16 protein-coding genes are annotated in these 17,364 nt (G+C 64.7%); 10 read left to right on the forward strand and 6 right to left on the reverse strand.

What is annotated here, in order from left to right:
• Positions 1-154 precede the first annotated feature (154 nt).
• The gene (locus VSR68_RS38520; protein ID WP_342944758.1) at positions 155-706 is read right to left on the reverse strand and encodes a periplasmic heavy metal sensor; all 552 of its coding nucleotides are present in this window, start codon (positions 704-706) and stop codon (positions 155-157) included.
• A 223-nt stretch (positions 707-929) separates the two neighbouring features.
• On the opposite strand from VSR68_RS38520, the gene VSR68_RS38525 reads away from it, so the two are divergent.
• Both VSR68_RS38525 and VSR68_RS38530 read left to right on the forward strand, forming a co-directional pair.
• Positions 930-1,655 (forward strand): response regulator, encoded by a 726-nt coding sequence (locus VSR68_RS38525; RefSeq protein WP_087734452.1) that lies wholly within the window; start codon positions 930-932, stop codon positions 1,653-1,655.
• The gene (locus tag VSR68_RS38530) at positions 1,639-2,970 is read left to right on the forward strand and encodes an ATP-binding protein (protein ID WP_342944759.1); all 1,332 of its coding nucleotides are present in this window, start codon (positions 1,639-1,641) and stop codon (positions 2,968-2,970) included. Before VSR68_RS38525 ends, VSR68_RS38530 begins: the two co-directional genes overlap by 17 nt.
• A gap of 107 nt (positions 2,971-3,077) precedes the next feature.
• On the opposite strand, the gene VSR68_RS38535 is transcribed toward VSR68_RS38530, so the two are convergent.
• Together VSR68_RS38535 and VSR68_RS38540 are read right to left on the reverse strand one after the other, a co-directional pair.
• Positions 3,078-3,344, reverse strand: coding sequence for a hypothetical protein (locus VSR68_RS38535; protein WP_087734453.1), 267 nt, complete (start codon positions 3,342-3,344; stop codon positions 3,078-3,080).
• Between the two features lie 157 nt (positions 3,345-3,501).
• Positions 3,502-5,181 (reverse strand): diguanylate cyclase, encoded by a 1,680-nt coding sequence (locus VSR68_RS38540; protein ID WP_342944760.1) that lies wholly within the window; start codon positions 5,179-5,181, stop codon positions 3,502-3,504.
• Positions 5,182-5,875: 694 nt separating this feature from the next.
• On the opposite strand from VSR68_RS38540, the gene VSR68_RS38545 reads away from it, so the two are divergent.
• Both VSR68_RS38545 and VSR68_RS38550 read left to right on the forward strand, forming a co-directional pair.
• Positions 5,876-7,630 carry an ABC transporter permease subunit gene (locus VSR68_RS38545; protein WP_342944761.1) on the forward strand — a complete coding sequence of 585 codons (1,755 nt, stop codon included), beginning with the start codon at positions 5,876-5,878 and terminating at the stop codon, positions 7,628-7,630.
• A 22-nt stretch (positions 7,631-7,652) separates the two neighbouring features.
• Positions 7,653-8,996: a nitrate/sulfonate/bicarbonate ABC transporter ATP-binding protein gene (locus tag VSR68_RS38550; RefSeq protein ID WP_342944762.1), complete on the forward strand. Its 1,344-nt coding sequence runs from the start codon at positions 7,653-7,655 to the stop codon at positions 8,994-8,996.
• Positions 8,997-9,127: 131 nt separating this feature from the next.
• Here the strand turns inward: VSR68_RS38550 and VSR68_RS38555 are convergent, their stop codons facing one another.
• From VSR68_RS38555 to VSR68_RS38565, 3 genes are all read right to left on the reverse strand, one after another.
• Positions 9,128-9,646: a hypothetical protein gene (locus tag VSR68_RS38555; RefSeq protein WP_342944763.1), complete on the reverse strand. Its 519-nt coding sequence runs from the start codon at positions 9,644-9,646 to the stop codon at positions 9,128-9,130.
• Between the two features lie 44 nt (positions 9,647-9,690).
• Complete coding sequence (locus tag VSR68_RS38560; protein ID WP_428983685.1) at positions 9,691-10,278, reverse strand: hypothetical protein; 588 nt, start codon at positions 10,276-10,278, stop codon at positions 9,691-9,693.
• Positions 10,279-10,640: 362 nt separating this feature from the next.
• Positions 10,641-11,699, reverse strand: coding sequence for a sigma-54 dependent transcriptional regulator (locus tag VSR68_RS38565; protein ID WP_342944764.1), 1,059 nt, complete (start codon positions 11,697-11,699; stop codon positions 10,641-10,643).
• Between the two features lie 510 nt (positions 11,700-12,209).
• Here VSR68_RS38565 and VSR68_RS38570 point away from each other — a divergent pair.
• From VSR68_RS38570 to otsA, 6 genes are all read left to right on the forward strand, one after another.
• Positions 12,210-12,527, forward strand: a complete 318-nt coding sequence (locus tag VSR68_RS38570) for a DUF883 family protein (RefSeq protein ID WP_342944765.1) — start codon at positions 12,210-12,212, stop codon at positions 12,525-12,527.
• A 71-nt stretch (positions 12,528-12,598) separates the two neighbouring features.
• The gene (locus tag VSR68_RS38575; protein ID WP_342944766.1) at positions 12,599-12,856 is read left to right on the forward strand and encodes a hypothetical protein; all 258 of its coding nucleotides are present in this window, start codon (positions 12,599-12,601) and stop codon (positions 12,854-12,856) included.
• Positions 12,857-13,172: 316 nt separating this feature from the next.
• Positions 13,173-14,579, forward strand: a complete 1,407-nt coding sequence (locus VSR68_RS38580) for a sigma-54 dependent transcriptional regulator (protein WP_342944767.1) — start codon at positions 13,173-13,175, stop codon at positions 14,577-14,579.
• Between the two features lie 459 nt (positions 14,580-15,038).
• Positions 15,039-15,296, forward strand: coding sequence for a hypothetical protein (locus VSR68_RS38585; RefSeq protein ID WP_342944768.1), 258 nt, complete (start codon positions 15,039-15,041; stop codon positions 15,294-15,296).
• A gap of 190 nt (positions 15,297-15,486) precedes the next feature.
• Positions 15,487-15,699, forward strand: a complete 213-nt coding sequence (locus VSR68_RS38590; RefSeq protein WP_342936428.1) for a hypothetical protein — start codon at positions 15,487-15,489, stop codon at positions 15,697-15,699.
• A 199-nt stretch (positions 15,700-15,898) separates the two neighbouring features.
• Complete coding sequence (otsA, locus tag VSR68_RS38595) at positions 15,899-17,320, forward strand: alpha,alpha-trehalose-phosphate synthase (UDP-forming) (protein WP_342944769.1); 1,422 nt, start codon at positions 15,899-15,901, stop codon at positions 17,318-17,320.
• Positions 17,321-17,364 lie beyond the last annotated feature (44 nt).

Below are 17,364 nucleotides of genomic sequence, written 5' to 3' on the forward strand. Positions count from 1 at the left end.
GCCGCTTTCGCGCTTTTGCCGGTCGATCGATGAGAAACGCCACGGGAACATCATTCCCGTGGCGTTTTCTTTTACGTGTAGCGCGCGATGCTCAGCGCGCGGCAAGGGCGGCCGACCGCGCCTCCCTGCGCGACGCGTCACGAACGGTCGACGCTTACGGCTTCACGGCCGAAGCCGCCGCGTCGCCGCGATGCTTCTCCCAACGCTCGTGCATCTTCTCGTGACGCTGCTCCATCTTCGCGAAGTGCTGCTTGAGCGTGGTGCTGACGGTTGTCTTCTGCTGGTCGTTCAGGCCGTTGTAGAAGTTGAGCCACGCTGTTGCCGTCTGCTCGCGCAGTTGCGCGTCCTTCTGCTCGATCTGCTGATGCGCGGCGTGCATCGCGTTCAGGTCGAGGATCGGTTGCTGCTGCATCTGCTTGAACTGCTGACGCATCTGCTCGTGGTTCGCGCGTTCCGCTTCATGGCTTTGCTTCATCGTGTCGAGCGCGGCCTGCCATTGCTTTTCCTGGTCAGCGTTCAGCTTGAGCTGGCCGTGCAACTGGTTCAGGTCCTTCATGAAGTGGCCGTGATGCCAGCCGGGACCGCCGGGACCCATGCCGCCGGGACCGCCGGGGCCACCCTGGGGCTGCGCGGCGAACGCGGACCCGAGACTCAGTGCGAGCGATGCAGCGGCGACGGCGAGAAAGCGTGATGTTTTTTTGGACATTACAGTGCTCCTTGATGACTAGCCGACGATGCCGCCTGTCTCGAAGGTGGACGGGCGTGCATTCGGTAAGGCACAGCGTAGAGGGATCGAACGGTGGGCGTGTTACGCGTATCCTTGCGGAAGTTACGCGACATTACGTGTGCCTTTCGCGGTAACACCCCGTAACCCTTTAGGGGGTCAGTTGGGTCGAATAGCCGTCGGGGTGCGCGTTACACTTCAAACCATGGCTACTCAAATTCTTGTCGTCGATGACGACGTCGAACTGCGCGATCTGCTGCGCGATTACCTGGCCCGGCAAGGCATCGAGGTTTCGGTGCTGCATGACGCCAGTTCCCTGGAACGCCGCATCGAGCGCGAGCGTCCCGACCTGATCGTGCTGGACCTGATGATGCCAGGCGTCGACGGGCTGACGGCGCTGCGCAAGCTACGCGCGTCGGGCGACGATATCCCCGTCATCATGCTCACGGCGCGCGCCGACGACGTGGACCGTATCGTCGGCCTGGAACTCGGCGCCGACGATTACCTCGGCAAGCCGTTCAATCCGCGTGAGCTGCTCGCGCGCGTGCAGGCGGTGTTGCGACGCCGCAAGACGCAGCCGTCGGCGGCCGCGCCCGAGCAGCGCGAGCCGTTTTCGTTCGGCCGCTTCACGCTCGATTTCCAGTCGCGCACGCTGCATCAGGAAGGCAAGCCGCTCACGCTGTCCGGCAGCGAATTCGCGCTGCTGAAGATCTTCGTCAATCACCCGATGCGCACGCTCACCCGCGAGCGCCTGCTCGAACTGCTGCACGGTCCCGAATACGACGGCACCGACCGCGGCATCGACGTGCAGGTCTGGCGCCTGCGCCGCATCCTCGAAACCGATCCGTCCGTGCCGCGCTTCATCCAGACCGTGCGCGGGCGCGGATATGTGTTCGTCCCCGATGGCGAGCAACATGCGTCGTCCAATTGATTCGCTGTTCGGAAGGCTGGCGCTGCTGGTCGTCTGCGTGCTGCTGCTGTCGCATTTCGCGTGGTATCTGCTGGTGCGTTTCGAGCGCAACCAGTTGCAGACGCGTTATGCCGTCGAAGAAGCGGTGTTCCTCGTCGATGCCGTCCGCGATCACGTAAGGCGCGAGCCCGACCAGCCGCTGCCGTCGCGCGTGCGCCTCGTCGATCCCGCCAGCAACGACGTGCCGCCCGACGCGTCGAACCTGCCCATGCCGCTCAACCGCTTCCTCGACGACGTGCGCGACCGCATGCCGACTTCGACGCAGGTGCGCATCGGCACGCCCGGCAAGCCGCCCACGTTATGGGTGCGCTCGGCGAGCGACGCGAGCTGGATTGTCGTGCCTGTGCAGCCGCTGCGACCGCCGCGGCCGCTCGACCGGATGGTGTTGTGGCTCGGCATCATTTTCTCGGCCGGCGTGATGGCGGCGCTCTTCGCGGCGTGGCAACTGCAGCAGCCGCTGCGCTCGCTCGCGCAGGCCGTCGCGCGCTTCGGGCGCGGCCTGCCCGTGCCGCCGTTGCGCGAGCGCGGGCCGCGCGAACTGCGCCAGTTGACGCACGGCTTCAATCAGATGGTCCAGGAAGTCGAGCGCACGGAGCACGACCGCGCGGTGATGCTCGCGGGCGTCGCGCATGACTTGAAGACGCCGCTTGCGCGTCTGAGGCTGCGCGCCGAAATGATGGACGAGCCGAAGATGCGCGACGGCGTCGTGCGCGACGTCGATTCGATGACGCATATCGTCGAGCAGTTTCTGGTGTTCGCGCACGACGGCGCGGATCGCAGCGAGCCCGTCGAAGTGGATGCGCAATGCGAGCGCGTGGTGCGCAGCTATCGCGCGGTATCGTCGGGCGTGCCGACGGTGCAGACGGACTTGCGCGCCGGTCCCGGTTTCATGCTGCCCGCCGCGACGCTCGACCGCATCCTGTCGAATCTGCTCGACAACGCGCATGCGTATGGCGCGCCGCCCGTTGTCGTTTCCACGGCGCGCACGCCGCGCGGCTTCACGCTGACCATCAGCGACAGCGGCAGCGGCATTGCCGCGCAGGACCTGATCAACGCGAGCCGTCCGTTCGTGCGGCTCGATCCCGCGCGCGGCGGCAATGGCCATAGCGGCCTGGGGCTCGCGATTGTCGAGCGGCTCGTGCGGCGCGCGGGCGGCGAATGGCAGATCGGCAACAATGACGCCGCAACCAACGGCGGGCGAGGGCTGCGCGTGCAGATGACGTTCCCGCTGGAATCGGAGTCGCGCGCGACGGCGGCCTCGGAAAGCGTGTGGTGATTCGCTGCGCCGGGTGAGAAGGATCGACGGAAATGGATGGGTATCGACGGGCGGTAACGCCCGTCATTCCGTTCACGCGTGCTGCACGCGAGGCGAGAGGCTTCCGCCTATTCGGTGAAGAGCGAGTTGAGCGCGGCGGCCGCTTCGCTGTCGACGGTGTTCCACGTGACCGTGTCCGCCTCGAAGATGTAGTGCGTCGTGTACTTGCCAAGACGCGCCAGAATTTCTTCCTGGATCACTTCCGGCGCGACTTCCAGTTTCAGATACCACGCGGTCGACGACAGGCGCGTCTGAAACGCGCCGTACTCTGCCAGCAGATGATCGAATGCGTCTGCGTCCTGATCGCGGCAGACGATGACCAGATTTCCCTTCATGCGAACCTCCGGGGGAGCGTACAGCGGTGATCACAACCTTCGTTCGAAAGTCGATGATACCTGCTTGCGCTTCGCTTGCCCGGCGGCTTCGACACAGCGATGCGGGCCGCATGGCCCGCGAACGGACTGTGCGTGCCCGACCACGCATTTCAGACGATCACCAGACGCTGGCGGACGCGCGTGCGGGCGGCGCGGTATCGTCGGGCGGAACGGCTTCGCTGCGATCGCGGCCACCCTGTTTCGCCGTATAGAGCGCCTGGTCGGCGCGGCTGACGATGCGCTCCGGCAAGTCCTCCTGCGACAGCTCCGTGATGCCGATGCTCACGCTCAAGCCCACCGACGGAGGCAGCTTCGTCGACGGCATCGACTTGAGCCTCACGCGCAGGCGCTCGACCACTTCGAGTCCCGCGCCGAGCGCCGTCGCGGGCAGCAGAATGCCGAACTCCTCACCGCCCAGCCGTCCGATCGCGTCGCCGCCACGCAGCTCGCTGCGGCATGTATCGACGAAATGTTCGAGCGCGCGGTCGCCCGCCGCATGGCCGAAGCGGTCGTTGATCTGCTTGAAGTGATCGAGGTCGGCGATCGCCATGCAGAGCGGCTCGCCCGCCGCGTGCGCGCGGTCGATCTCATGGCGCAGCAGGTCGAGGAAATAGCGCCGCGACAGCGCGCCCGTCAGCGCGTCGTGGCGGGCCTCGGCGGACAACAGCGTATTGGCCGACTGCAACTGTTCGGCGAGCACACGCGTCGCGCGATGGTGGCGCCGCTCGCGCAGATACGACACGGTGATCACCCAGGCCAGCGCGACGGTGCCCGCGAGCGTCAGGAACACGAGCATGTGATCGCGCTTGTGATTGCGCATCAGCTCGGGCCACGCGGCGAGCGGGTCGACGAGATGCGCGGAGAGCCCCGAGTTCAATCCTTCGCGTGACTGGTAGAGCGTCGGGATCGGCTGGCCGGGCATGTCGAACAGCTGCTCGGCGATCTCGGGTGGCACCCACGGCGCATCGCGGCGCACTTGCCCCTTGACGGCCCGGATCTGCACGGGCTGGAAATGGTCGCGGTGATAGGTGCTCATGCGCTCGGCCTCGCGCATCTGCGTGACGCGCGAGTTCGGCATCGCCTGGCCTTCGAGCGCGGCGTTGTGCGCCATGATGATCACGCCGTTGTCGTCGGTGACGAAGGTGCCCGCGTGCGCGACCCAGTGACGCAGCCGCGCAATGCCGACCTTCGCGACGATCGCGCCGACCAGCAGGCCGTCGTCATAGACAGGCGCGGAAATGAAGATGCCCGGCTCGCCGCTCGAGCGGCCCACGCCATACGCTTCGCCGAATGCGCCGAGCAGCGCGTTGGTCAGATAGCTGCGCGAGCGCATGTCGATGCCGACGAACGACTGCTGGTTCTGCGCGTTGCTCGAGGCGACGCATAGTCCGTTCGCGTTGACGAGCCAGATGATGTCGAGGCCGGAGAAGCCCTGGGCGTCGCGCAGAAAACCGTCGATGCCCGCCAGCTCGGGCGATTTCAACAGCTCTTCCCGATGAGCGGGTTCCCCGTCGACGCCTGAAACGGCATAATTCTGCGAATGCGTCAGCGCCTGCTGGATCACGCCGAGTTCGGCCATCGTGGCCGGTATGGCCCGTGACATCGCCAGGTCGCTCGCGATCACTTCGGCCATGTTGTAGACGATCGAGCCGGACATCTGCCGCTGCTGGCGCAAGGCGGCATCCAGTTCTTGCTGTACCATCCGGTCCGCGACCAGGCCGGATGCGAACCAGCATGCGATCACGACCAGTATGAAACTGGCCGGTCCCGATGCCTGGCGCAAGATTGTCCTTTTCATCGACCCTCTGATCCGTCTGACTGATTCATGCAACAAAGCCTTTCGTTGCAACGCGCCGGCGCTGGGCCGTTCCTGTCGATCTTTTCCGTGCGCCGCACGGACCCAGGATAGATGCGCCGGTCCGCCGTCCTCGTTGCTGGCAGCCTGCTGGATACGCCGCTTCCAGATTTTAACCGTCGTGCGGCAAGGCGCCAGTCAGGATTTGCTCGCTTGAAAGTCCCGTGTGGTCTTTAACGGCCTGGAAACGGACTTTCTGAATAGCGCGGCGCGATTCCAATGTGGCTCGCGCGCGACGGTTCGCGAGCATGCGCGGGAGGCGCCGCGCGGCTCGCTGCTTACAGATGCATTCCGAGAACCATTCAGCGTGACATTTGAATGTCAACGGTTGTTTCTGTCACACAGGTTGTAGTAGTGTCGTGCCGTCCAAAACGAGGAAAGCTCGCCGTTCTGCCGGCGACGGCCCGCGCAACCGATTGCGCCGGCCGTGTGCGCAGGCCGGCATGGGGCGCCGCGCAACGTCATCGTTGCCGGCCAATGCGTACCAACGCCAACGATCTACCGCGCATTAGCGTTTTGTCATGCCTGATTTCCGCTTTCCGGATCGAAACTCGGACCGCCGCGCCGCGTGCCCCGCGGGCGTAACCATGATGGCTCGCGGCAAGCTCGCGTTCCCGCACGACGGGAGGGCCGCCTGATGGATGTGTTCGGCTTCAGCCTCAACCGTACCGCCAACGCGTCGGCGTGGCGGGTACTGCCCAACCGCTGGGACTTCATTGCGTTTCCGTTGATCATCTGCGTGATCGCGATGGCGGCCATCGGCTTCCACCAGACGATGGCGCCCATCTCGACGCTCGAGGCGAAGCCGATCTCGCTCGATCCGTCGAACCTGCCCGAATACGCGCTGCGCACGACGCTGCGCATGCTCGCCGCGATGGTCGCGTCGCTCGTCTTCACGCTGGTCTACGGGACGCTCGCCGCGAAGAGCCGCCGCGCGGGCCAGGTGCTGGTGCCGATTCTCGACATCCTGCAGTCGGTGCCCGTGCTCGGCTACATCTCGTTCACGGTGACGTTCTTCCTCGCGCTCTTTCCGTCGCGCGTGCTGGGCGCCGAATTGGCCGCGATCTTCGCGATCTTCACGAGCCAGGCGTGGAACATGACCTTCAGCTTCTATCAGTCGCTGCGCACGGTGCCGCGCGATCTGGACGAAGTGTCGAAGGGCTTCCATCTGACGTCGTGGCAACGCTTCTGGAAGCTCGAAGTGCCGTTCTCGATGCCGGGCCTCATCTGGAACATGATGATGTCGATGTCGGGCGGCTGGTTCTTCGTCGTCGCATCCGAAGCGATCACGGTCGGCAATCACACGATCACGTTGCCGGGTGTCGGTTCGTACCTGGCGCAGGCGATCTCCGAGCGCAACCTGCACGCGATCGGCTGGGTGATCCTCACGATGACGGTCGTGATCCTCGCATACGATCAGCTCCTGTTCCGTCCGCTCGTTGCGTGGACCGACAAGTTCCGGATGGAGACCACGAGTTCCGGCGACGCGCCCGAGTCGTGGCTGCTCGACCTGATTCGCCGCACGCGGCTGATTCACCGTCTGCTCGTGCCGATCGGCTGGATGTTCGCGAGAGCCGCGCGTATTCCGATCCGCTGGCCGAGCATGCGTCCCGTGAAGTTCCCGAAGCCGGCGAGCGAGACGTCGTCGAAGGTCGGCGACATCGTGTGGGCCGTGATCCTCGTCGTGGTCACGCTGTATGTCGTATATCGCGTCATCGAGTATGTGCGCACGGGCGTGACGCTCGACGAGGTCGGCCATGTGTTCCTGCTCGGCCTCTTCACGCTGTTGCGCGTGACGCTGCTGATCGCGCTCGCGTCGGTGGTGTGGCTGCCCCTCGGCGTGCTGATCGGGCTGCGTCCGGCGCTCGCCGAAAAGATCCAGCCGCTCGCGCAGTTCCTCGCGGCGTTCCCTGCGAACCTGCTGTTCCCGGTGTTCGTGATCGTCATCGTCAGGTTCCAGCTGAATCCGGACATCTGGCTCTCGCCGCTGATCGTGCTCGGCACGCAGTGGTATATCCTGTTCAACGTGATTGCGGGCGCGAGCGCCTATCCGAACGACTATAAGGAAGCCGCGAAGAATTTCCGCATTCGCGGCTGGCAGTGGTGGCGTCAGGCGATGCTGCCGGGCGTGTTCCCGTACTACGTGACGGGTGCGATCACGGCCTCGGGTGGCGCGTGGAATGCGAGCATCGTTGCCGAGGCCGTGCAGTGGGGCAATACGAAGGTCGCGGCGCATGGGCTTGGTGCGTACATCGCGCAATACACGGCCGCCGGCGACTATCCGAAGATCATTCTGGGCATCGCGGTGATGTCCCTGTTCGTGTCCCTGTTCAATCGTGTGTTGTGGCGTCCGCTGTATGCCTATGCCGAAAGCCGTCTGCGGCTCGATTGAGATTCATTGAAGGCAAAACGCGATGCAAAACCCTAAAGCCGTTACCGCCACGCCGATCCAGACGCCGCCGATGCCGCCGCGTCTCGGCGAAGAAATTCTGCGCGTCAAGGACGTGTGCCGCGGGTTCAACAAGACGCAGGGCGAACTGCTCGTCCTCGACGACGCGAACCTGTCGCTGCGCGAAGGCGAGATCGTCGGTCTGCTCGGTCGTTCGGGCTCGGGCAAGTCGACGCTGTTGCGCATCATCGCCGGGCTGATCGAACCGACGGACGGCGAAGTGACCTATATGGGCAAGCCGCTCAAAGGTCCCGCCGAAGGCGTCGCGATGGTGTTCCAGACGTTCGCGCTGTTTCCGTGGCTCACCGTACTGCAGAACGTCGAGGCGGGTCTTGAAGCGCTGGGCGTCGGGGCGCGCGAGCGCCGCGAGCGCGCGCTGGCCGCGATCGATCTGATCGGTCTCGACGGCTTCGAGAACGCGTATCCGCGCGAGCTGTCGGGCGGCATGCGTCAGCGCGTGGGCTTTGCGCGTGCGCTCGTCGTCGATCCGACGTTGCTGCTGATGGACGAGCCGTTTTCCGCGCTCGACGTGCTGACGGCCGAAACGCTGCGTACCGATCTGCTCGATCTATGGACGCAGGGCCGCATGCCGATCAAGTCGGTGCTGATCGTCACGCACAACATCGAAGAAGCGGTGTTCATGTGCGACCGCATTCTCGTGCTGTCGTCGAATCCGGGCCGCGTGATCGCCGAGATCAAGGTGCCGTTCAAGCATCCGCGCAATCGTCTGGACCCGGCGTTCCGCCGCCTAGTCGACGACATCTACGCGAAGATGACCGCGCGCCAGAAGGACGAAACGACGAAGAAGGGGCTGGAGCTGCACAGCTGGCTGCCGCACGTGTCGACCAACCTGATGGCGGGTCTGATCGAGATGCTGGCGGCCGCGCCTTACCACGGCCGCGCGGACATGCCGGAAATCGCGCGCTCGCTGCATCTGGAAGTGGACGACCTGTTCCCCGTCGCCGAAGTGCTGCAGCATCTGGGCTTCGCCGACGTGCGCGAGGGCGATATTTTCCTGACGCCGCCCGCGCGCGTGTTCGCCGAGTTCGGCACGCAGGAGCGCAAGATGATGTTCGCCGAGCATCTGCTGCATCACGTGCCGCTCGCGGCGCGGATCAAGAAGGTGCTGAACGAGCGTCCGGGACATCGCGCGCCGCGCGTGCGCTTCGAGCAGGAGCTGGAAGACTTCCTGTCCGACAGCGCGGCGGAGGAGACGCTCGATGCCGTCATCAACTGGGGCCGTTATGCCGAGATCTTCTCGTACAACGACCAGACGGAAATCTTCAGTCTCGAGGACGTCGAGTCCTGATCTTGCGTGTCTGCGCTCCCGATCGATTCGGGCGCGCGCAAATGCAGAAGGGGAGCCGAGGCTCCCCTTCGTGTTGATGCAACGCGTCCGCGTCACGTCGTGATCGTGCGACGGCGCGAGTCAGCCGATCGTCACTGCAGATTGCCCCAGCGTTCGACAGCCGGTTCCGCCGATGCCCACTTCCAGTACTTGTTGTCCTGCTGGCATGCGGCGGCCGTGTACCAGTAGACCTTAGAGTCGGGCTTGTCGCCATCGACAACAGAGAACACGAACTCCTTGCAGATCGCGAGCGACGAAGCGAACGCGCGCGTCACGCGCACCTGGCCGTGGCCGTTCTCGATGGGCAGCGTGTGCTTGACGCTCCAGTCGCGCGTTTCGCCGACGGGCATCGCGCCCGCGAGCGCCGCGATCATGTTCTGCTGATCCGAATGCATGACGCGCATATACCGCGCGACGGCTTCGTCGGTGGCCGCTTGCACCGCGATGCCGACGCCGATGCCCACGGCGGGATTCGCCGTGACGAGCCCCGTCGCGGCGCCTGCGCCCGCGCCCGCCGCTGCGCCGACGGAGTACGAACTGCAGCCGCTCATGAGCGTCAGCGCGCCGACGCACAACGCGCCGGCGAGCGCGAGCCGGGCGGACGCCGTCATGCGCAGCCGACGATGCAGTGCCCGCTTGTGTGTCGAGCGCGCGATCATTGCAGCGAGCCCCAGCGTTCCGTCGCAGGTTCGGCCGACGCCCACTTCCACGCAGCGCCGTCGCGGCAGATCGACGCGACATAGAACGCGCTCGATGCGGGCACGTTCTTGGTCGCGGTCTTGTCGACGGAGAAAACGATCTCCTTGCAGTCGAGCTCGCCCATGCTGATCGTGCGGCTCACGGTCACGCGGCCGTGCTCGTCGTCTTCGAGCGGCACCGAATGCGTGATGCTCCACGGCGCGACGGCGCCCACCGCGAGCGGGCCTGCCGCGATTGCAATGCTGTCCTGAGTATTGCGGTGGATGATGCGCTCGGAGTACTGGACGCCCGCGCGCGCCGCGGCGACGGCGCCAAGGCCGATGCCCGTTGCGACGGCTGCGTTGTTGGTGACATTGCCGGCGATCGCCGCGCCGGCGATACCGGCGCCCGCCGTCGCGCCTTCCGTGTAGAGCGAACTGCAGCCGCTCAGTGCCGTCGTGACGGCGACGGCGAGCGTGGCAATCAGCGTGGCGCCCGGAAAGATTGAACGCCGCATCGTTGCGGGCTGCGCCGTGTGCGCTTTGCGGTGCATGGCTTTTTGCATTTTCTGGTCGTGGCTCCTGCTCGTGCCTTCGATGCGCGAACCGCGCCGGCGAAGGACGGACTGCGTCTGATTTTTACGCAGCGGCATTGTGCAGGATGCCTTTTGTAATTGGCATAGGGAAAGTGCAAGCAATTGCAAAAGATGCTGCGGGGCTGCCGTCTTTCTGCTTGATTTGCTCTAGCAGTCCGCATGCCCGGACGGGCCGCGCAGCGTCGCCGCCAACGCGCGGACATGCGCGGTGCGTGGGGAAGTATCGCCTGTGAATGAGTGGCAGGGAGATGCCGCGAGGCGCGATAGATGAGCGTGCAACGAAGCGCGCGAGTGTGGCGCGGCACGCGATGCATCACGTGCCGCGTCGCGTGTCACGATTCGTCGGGATTCGAATCTTCGTCGCCGTATGCGCTGAGTCGGTTGTACAGCGTCTTGAGACTCACGCCGAGCGCCTTGGCCGCGCGCCGCTTGTCGCCGCCGCAGTATTTCAGCGTGCCGAGAATGATCTGCTTTTGCGCATCGGCGAGCGGCGTGCCGATCCACACGCTCATCGAATCGCCGAGCGTGACGGGCTTCTTCACGCGCGACATCAGATGCGGATGCGGCAATTCCACGGCCTTCTCGGCGAGAATGAACGCGCGATACACGGCGTTCTTCAGTTCGCGCACGTTGCCCGGCCATGACCACGTGCGCAGCGTTTCCATCGACCGCTTGCTGAAGACCTTGTTCGTGCCTTCCTGGCGGTTGAGCTCATCGAGGAAATGCATCGCGAGCAGCTCGCGGTCGCCTTCGCGTTCGCGCAGCGGCGGCGCGCGCAGCGGGAACACGGCGAGCCGGTACATCAGGTCCTCGCGCAAACCGTTTTCCTTCACGGCGACGGCCGGGTCGCGATTGGTCGCGGCGATCACGCGCACGTCGCCGCGAATCAGCTCGGTGCCGCCGACGCGATAGAACGTGCCCGTTTCCAGCGCGCGCAACAGCTTGACCTGGCGCACGGGGGCCATCTCCGTCACTTCGTCGAGGAACAGCGTGCCGCCGTTCGCGTGCTCGAAGTAGCCGATGCGGCCTTGCACCGCGCCCGTGAAGCTGCCTTTCTCGTGGCCGAACAGTTCGGCTTCGATCAGTTCGTCGGGAATCGCGCCGCAATTGACGGCCACGAACGCGCCGTCCTTGCGCGCGCTGTGCTCGTGGATCGTGCGGGCGATCAACTCCTTGCCCGTGCCCGATTCGCCGATGATGAGCGCGGTCGCATCCGTCGCCGCCACGCGGTCGATCTGCTCATAGAGATCCAGCATCACCGGCGACGAGCCGTACAGCACGCCGTACGACTTCAGTCCGGGGACGCCTTCCGCCGTGCGCTGCTTGCCCTGTGGCGCGGGCGCGCTGCCACCGGCTTCCGCAGCAGGCGAGTCCAGATCGGTTGACGGCATAACCAAGGGTGTCCTGTGCAATTTCGGGTGAGTGTCTGAATGGCGCAGGCCAGTATCGACTGTGTTGACTGCTCTGTTAGTGGGTCCACTATCTCATAAAAGGCAATTTAACCATTGGCGCACCATATCCGGCAAGGCGCGCGCAAATTTGGCATTCGCTGAAAATGGGCAGGCTTTGGCGGACGATGGGCGTGAGATACCGGAAAAACTTGCGTCTGTCATGCAATCTTCCGGCAACTTTGTCTGTATTTGCTCGCCTTGTATGTATCTTGAAATCAGCGGCGAGGCGGAACTCGACGGGCAGGCGTGGATCGCATAGGGATGGCCGGGTACGTCCGTTGCAAGACACCGCAAAGGGTGAGCAGACGCGCGCCGGAGGTCGAGCCGGCGACGCGCGCCACGCGTGGCGGTGAGCGCAACGAGGCTCCTTCACGACGCCCCGCTGACCCCCACCGGAACCGTCCGTCGGCCAATGAGACAGACCGGTCCCGCGCCGGAAAGGAGATTGCAATGACAGAAACGACCGAGCAGCTCGCATTGGGCAAGCAGAAAATTGTCGAGGATCTCAGGGTGCTGTTGACCGACTCGGAAGAAATGCTGCGGCTTGCGGCGACCGTTCCGGGCGAGGGCCTCGATGCCTTGCGCGATCGGTTGCGCACGCATGTCGATACGTTGCAGGCGGCGCTCGGCGATGCGCAGACTTCGGCGCATCGGCGCTACCGCAGCGCGACGGTTCAGACCGAGCGCTACGTGCGCCAGAACCCGTGGCAGTCGCTCGGTATCGCGGCGGGCGTCGGCTTCGCGCTCGGCTTGCTCGCGTCGCGTTGATCGGCGTTCATGAAAGCTGTCGGGCGCACTGACGACGCCCCCGTCCCCATTCACGACAAAAGGAGTTCAAGATGGCACGACCCACAATCGGCATATTCGGCGCTCTGTTCGCAGTGGGCAGCGTACTGGCCTGGCGCTGGGTGCAACGACAGCGCGGCTCGCAGCAGCCGATGGCGCGCGATCTGACACGCTGGGAAGGCGAAGGCGGCTCGGTGACGGATTCAGAGCAGCCGCCTGGCGCGCAAATGGCGCCGGCAGCGCATCTGCGCGGCGGCAACGGCGCGGATCACAGCGCGAGCGGCGACGCATGGCCGTTTCCGCGCGGATGATCCCGCTGCCGTTTCCACGGCCGCGACCGGTCGCGCACGCGCCATGCGCCTGTTGGCCAACTGCCGATATTTTTTCGGTATAAAGCCGTATAATGATCAAAAACCACAACAATATATGGCTTTGACGGCAAAATTTACGGAAATTGTTGCGCAGATGCGTTAAGTCGGAAAGTTTTTCCGATTCGAGCGTCCGGCGTCGCGACGCAGGCAGTAAAGGCCTGGAATCGCAGCGCGCGGGCGTTTTCGTCGTCGCAACTTTCTGGCGAACGCAGGCTGTGCGTGTTCACTACCAGTACTTTCGAGCTTTCCACACGCGATGCCACATGTATTGATTGTCGATGACGATCCAAGTACCCGCGATGCGCTTGCGGCGATCATCGCGGAAGACGGGCTGACGACGGCTACGGCGAGCGACCTGCGCGAGGCGCGCATCCAGCTCGTGCGGCAGATGCCCGATGTCGTGTTCACCGATCTCAAACTGCCCGACGGAACGGGCGTCGACCTGTTCGAGGATCTCGATCCGCGTTCGGGCGTCGAGTTCGTCGTAATCACGGGTCACGCGACGGTTGAATCGGCTGTGAGCGCGCTGAAGATGGGCGCCGCCGACTATCTGGTGAAGCCGATCAACATGCAGCGCGTGAAGTCGATTCTGAGCCGCCTGCCGCGCGCCGGCGATCTGAAGGCCGAGATCGGCACGCTGCGCGGCGAGTTGCGCCGCATGGGCCGCTTCGGCCTGATGCTCGGCAACTCGTCCGTGATGCAACAGGTGTACGACCAGATCAGCCGCGTCGCGCCGACGGCGGCCTCGGTGATGCTCGTCGGCGAATCGGGCACGGGCAAGGAAGTGGCCGCGCAGACGCTGCATCAACTGAGCCTGCGCCGCAAGCATGCGTTTCTCGCGGTGAATTGCGGCGCGATCTCGCCGAACCTGATCGAATCGGAGATGTTCGGCCACGAGCGCGGCGCGTTCACGGGCGCGGACCGGCAGCACAAAGGCTATTTCGAGCGCGCCAACGGCGGCACGCTGTTCCTCGACGAAATCACCGAAATGCCGATCGAGTTGCAGGTGAAGCTGCTGCGCGTGCTGGAGACGGGCATGTTCATGCGCGTCGGCACGACGAAGGAAATCGAAACGGATGTGCGCCTGATCGCCGCGACGAATCGCGATCCCGAGCAGGCGGTGCTGGAAGGCAAGCTGCGGCTGGACCTGTATCACCGGCTCAACGTGTTCCCGATCAGCCTGCCGCCGCTGCGCGAGCGCGGCAAGGACGTCGAACTGCTCGCGCAATCGTTCCTCGACGATCTCAACGAGCAGCACGGCACGAAGAAGCACTTTCCGCCCGCCGTGCGCGAGATGCTGCTGTCGTATCCGTGGCCGGGCAACGTGCGCGAGCTGAAGAACTACGTGCAGCGCGCGCACATCATGTCGAGCGCCGATTCGGACAGCACGGCGACCGTGCCGCTGCAGATTTCGCTGTCGAAGCCGACGGCGGGCACGGCGATCACGATTCCGTTCGGCACGTCGCTCGCCGAAGCCGACCGTCAGCTGATTCTGGCCACGCTCGAGCAGTGCAGCGGCGTGAAGACGCGCGCCGCCGAGATTCTCGGCATCAGCCTGAAGACGCTGTACAACCGGCTCGTCGAGTACGGCAACGACGCCGGCCGCGCCGACGGCGACGATGTCAACGATGAACCGCAGGCGCTCGGTAAGGCGGACGTGTGAGCGGGGCTGAGGGGCGGGCCGGTCGGTTGGCTCGCTCAGTCGCCGCTGAGTCAGCGTGACTCAGTCAGCCCGCTTATTTGCCGCTCGGTCAGTCCGCTCAGTCAGGCCGTTGAGTCAACCTGGCTCTGTGAACCCGCTTGGTCAGTCCGCGCTTGGTCGGCCCGCTTATTTGCCGCCCGGTCAGTCCGCTCAGTCAGGCCGTTGAGTCAACCTGACTCTGAACCCGCTTGCTCAGTCCGCGCTCAGTCAGTCCGCGCTCAGTCAGTGCGCTCAGTCAGGCCGCTGAATCAACCCGACTCAGTCAGCACGCTCATTCGACCGCTCAGTCAGCCGCTCAGTCAGTCCGATCATCCTCGCCGCACGGCGGACCGCGTCCGAACGGCACAGGCTTTGCTGAATTCAGTTCGACAGTTGCATCGCACGAGCGAGACGACAGCGAACGAAAACAGGGAGTCCAATATGCCGGATTACGACGCCGTTCACGATCTGCACGCGCATCGCCCCGATCCCACCACGCCTGATATACCCGACACGCCCGACCCCGAGCAGCCGCCCGACCCCGGCCAGCCGCCGGAGCCGGGCCAGCCGGACACGGTGCCCGATCCGACGCGCGAGCCTGTCGAACCGGACACGCCGCCCATCGGCGATCCGCCATCGCAACCCTCGCAGACGCCGCATACGCGCCCCGGCGCCGCGCTGCATGACGGCGCGTCATGAAAAACATCGCCGTGAGCGCCGCCGCTCGCAGGCATGCGCGGCGCGAGTGCAATTGCCGGGCCTGAGAGATGTATCTGTTACAAAACCGGCGAACTTTTTACCGGCAAATTACGTTCGTCGGCCTAGACTAATGTGATGCGGCCCGAGCGACCCCACGCCCGGGCAGCGGCCTTCCCTGGAGGCGTCCATCATGAGACATCCCGCATTGCGGCGCTCCGCGCGCCATTCGAAGCGCGATCAGCGCCCAGCCGGCGGCACGGGCAATCAACCAGCGACACCCGACCCGGCGCACGAGAACCGCGCCGCGCCCGACGCTCCGCCGGACGGGGAACACAACCAGGGCGGCACACGCCAGGAAGGGCTGGATTATCAGCGCGATCTGGGCTCCGAGCAGGACTCCTGACGCACCTTTCCGGCTGGTCCGGGCTCATCGGCAGAGCGAATAATTTGCTGCGCGCACTCGCGTGCGCAGCGTGTTTTTACTTGTTCGTCACATTTACATACATTTTTATTCCGTGAATTTGCGCAATGCGGCATGGAATTTGCGTACCGTCTCTCGGTGTATCACCGCATGTAAGTCAACTGAATGAGGTGGAGCCGCAATGAGCAGATTGATCGTAGTTTCAAACCGCGTCGCGCCGACTCAGGAAGGACGCCCCGCAGCGGGCGGTCTGGCGATCGGGGTGCTGGATGCCCTAAAGGAAACGGGAGGTGTGTGGTTCGGGTGGAGCGGCGAAATCGCCGCCGAGCCCTCGTCGCCCGTCATCGAAAAGCAGGGCAACGTGACCTATGCGACGGTGGGCCTGACCAAGCGCGACTACGACCAGTACTACCGCGGCTTTTCGAATGCGACGCTGTGGCCGACTTTCCACTATCGCAACGACCTGTCGCGCTATGACCGGCAGGAATACGCGGGCTACTTGCGCGTCAACGCGTCGCTCGCGCAGCAACTGAAGGAGCTGGTGCGGCCGGACGACATCATCTGGGTCCACGACTATCACTTGCTGCCGTTCGCGCGGTGCCTGCGCGATCTCGGCGTGAAAAACCCGATCGGCTTTTTCCTGCATATTCCGTTTCCCGTGCCCGAAGTGATGCGCACGGTGCCGCCGCACGAAGAGCTGGTGAAGTCCATGTGCAGCTATGACGTGGTCGGGTTTCAGACGGACGCGGACCGGCAGTCGTTCGTCGATTACATCGAGCGCGGCAACCACGGCACGCTCAGCGACGAGAACATGGTCCACGCGTATGGCCGGTTCCTGAAAGTCGCTGCCTATCCGATCGGCATCTATCCCGACGCGATCGCGAAAGCCTCCGAGCAGTTCAGCGACCGCAAGCAGGTCCGCAGCCTGCGCGACGCAATGCGCGGCCGCAAGCTGATCATGAGCGTCGACCGGCTCGACTATTCGAAGGGACTCGTCGAGCGTTTCCAGGCGTTCGAGCGTCTTCTGCTGAACGCGCCCGGCTGGCATGGCCGCGTGTCGCTCGTGCAGATCGCGCCGCCGACGCGCTCCGACGTGCAGACCTATCAGCGCATTCGTCAGAACCTGGAAGGCGAGGCGGGGCGCATCAACGGACGTTTCGCGCAACTCGACTGGACGCCGATCCAATACCTGAACCGCAAGTACGAACGCAATCTGCTGATGGCGCTGTTCCGCCAGTCGCAGGTCGGCTACGTGACGCCGCTGCGCGACGGGATGAACCTCGTCGCGAAGGAGTATGTCGCGTCGCAAGACCCCGCCGATCCTGGCGTGCTCGTGCTGTCGCAGTTCGCAGGCGCCGCCGAGCAACTGCCGGGCGCGCTGGTCGTCAATCCGTTCGATCTGTCGCAGATGGCCGAGGCGCTGGAGCGCGCACTGTCGATGCCGCTCGCCGAGCGCCAGGCGCGTCACGCGGACATGATGGCGCCTCTGCGCGAGAACAACCTGTCGGTGTGGCGCGATACGTTCCTTGCGGACTTGCGGCACGTCGCGACGGCTTCATCGGTGACGGAGAAGGCGGTCAAGCGCGCCGACGTCACGGCATGACGTGATCGGCGCCATAGGTATGCAATAGGTGCGCGATAGGTGCG

Source organism: Paraburkholderia phymatum, assembly GCF_038900715.1.
GTDB classification, from domain to species: domain Bacteria; phylum Pseudomonadota; class Gammaproteobacteria; order Burkholderiales; family Burkholderiaceae; genus Paraburkholderia; species Paraburkholderia phymatum_A.

Coding starts and splice junctions, on each gene's coding strand:
- VSR68_RS38520 (WP_342944758.1), bottom strand. CDS start 706: ATGTCCAAAAAAACATCACGCTTTCTCGCCGTCGCCGCTGCATCGCTC.
- VSR68_RS38525 (WP_087734452.1), top strand. CDS start 930: ATGGCTACTCAAATTCTTGTCGTCGATGACGACGTCGAACTGCGCGAT.
- VSR68_RS38530 (WP_342944759.1), top strand. CDS start 1,639: ATGCGTCGTCCAATTGATTCGCTGTTCGGAAGGCTGGCGCTGCTGGTC.
- VSR68_RS38535 (WP_087734453.1), bottom strand. CDS start 3,344: ATGAAGGGAAATCTGGTCATCGTCTGCCGCGATCAGGACGCAGACGCA.
- VSR68_RS38540 (WP_342944760.1), bottom strand. CDS start 5,181: ATGAAAAGGACAATCTTGCGCCAGGCATCGGGACCGGCCAGTTTCATA.
- VSR68_RS38545 (WP_342944761.1), top strand. CDS start 5,876: ATGGATGTGTTCGGCTTCAGCCTCAACCGTACCGCCAACGCGTCGGCG.
- VSR68_RS38550 (WP_342944762.1), top strand. CDS start 7,653: ATGCAAAACCCTAAAGCCGTTACCGCCACGCCGATCCAGACGCCGCCG.
- VSR68_RS38555 (WP_342944763.1), bottom strand. CDS start 9,646: ATGACGGCGTCCGCCCGGCTCGCGCTCGCCGGCGCGTTGTGCGTCGGC.
- VSR68_RS38560 (WP_428983685.1), bottom strand. CDS start 10,278: ATGCAAAAAGCCATGCACCGCAAAGCGCACACGGCGCAGCCCGCAACG.
- VSR68_RS38565 (WP_342944764.1), bottom strand. CDS start 11,699: ATGCCGTCAACCGATCTGGACTCGCCTGCTGCGGAAGCCGGTGGCAGC.
- VSR68_RS38570 (WP_342944765.1), top strand. CDS start 12,210: ATGACAGAAACGACCGAGCAGCTCGCATTGGGCAAGCAGAAAATTGTC.
- VSR68_RS38575 (WP_342944766.1), top strand. CDS start 12,599: ATGGCACGACCCACAATCGGCATATTCGGCGCTCTGTTCGCAGTGGGC.
- VSR68_RS38580 (WP_342944767.1), top strand. CDS start 13,173: ATGCCACATGTATTGATTGTCGATGACGATCCAAGTACCCGCGATGCG.
- VSR68_RS38585 (WP_342944768.1), top strand. CDS start 15,039: ATGCCGGATTACGACGCCGTTCACGATCTGCACGCGCATCGCCCCGAT.
- VSR68_RS38590 (WP_342936428.1), top strand. CDS start 15,487: ATGAGACATCCCGCATTGCGGCGCTCCGCGCGCCATTCGAAGCGCGAT.
- otsA (WP_342944769.1), top strand. CDS start 15,899: ATGAGCAGATTGATCGTAGTTTCAAACCGCGTCGCGCCGACTCAGGAA.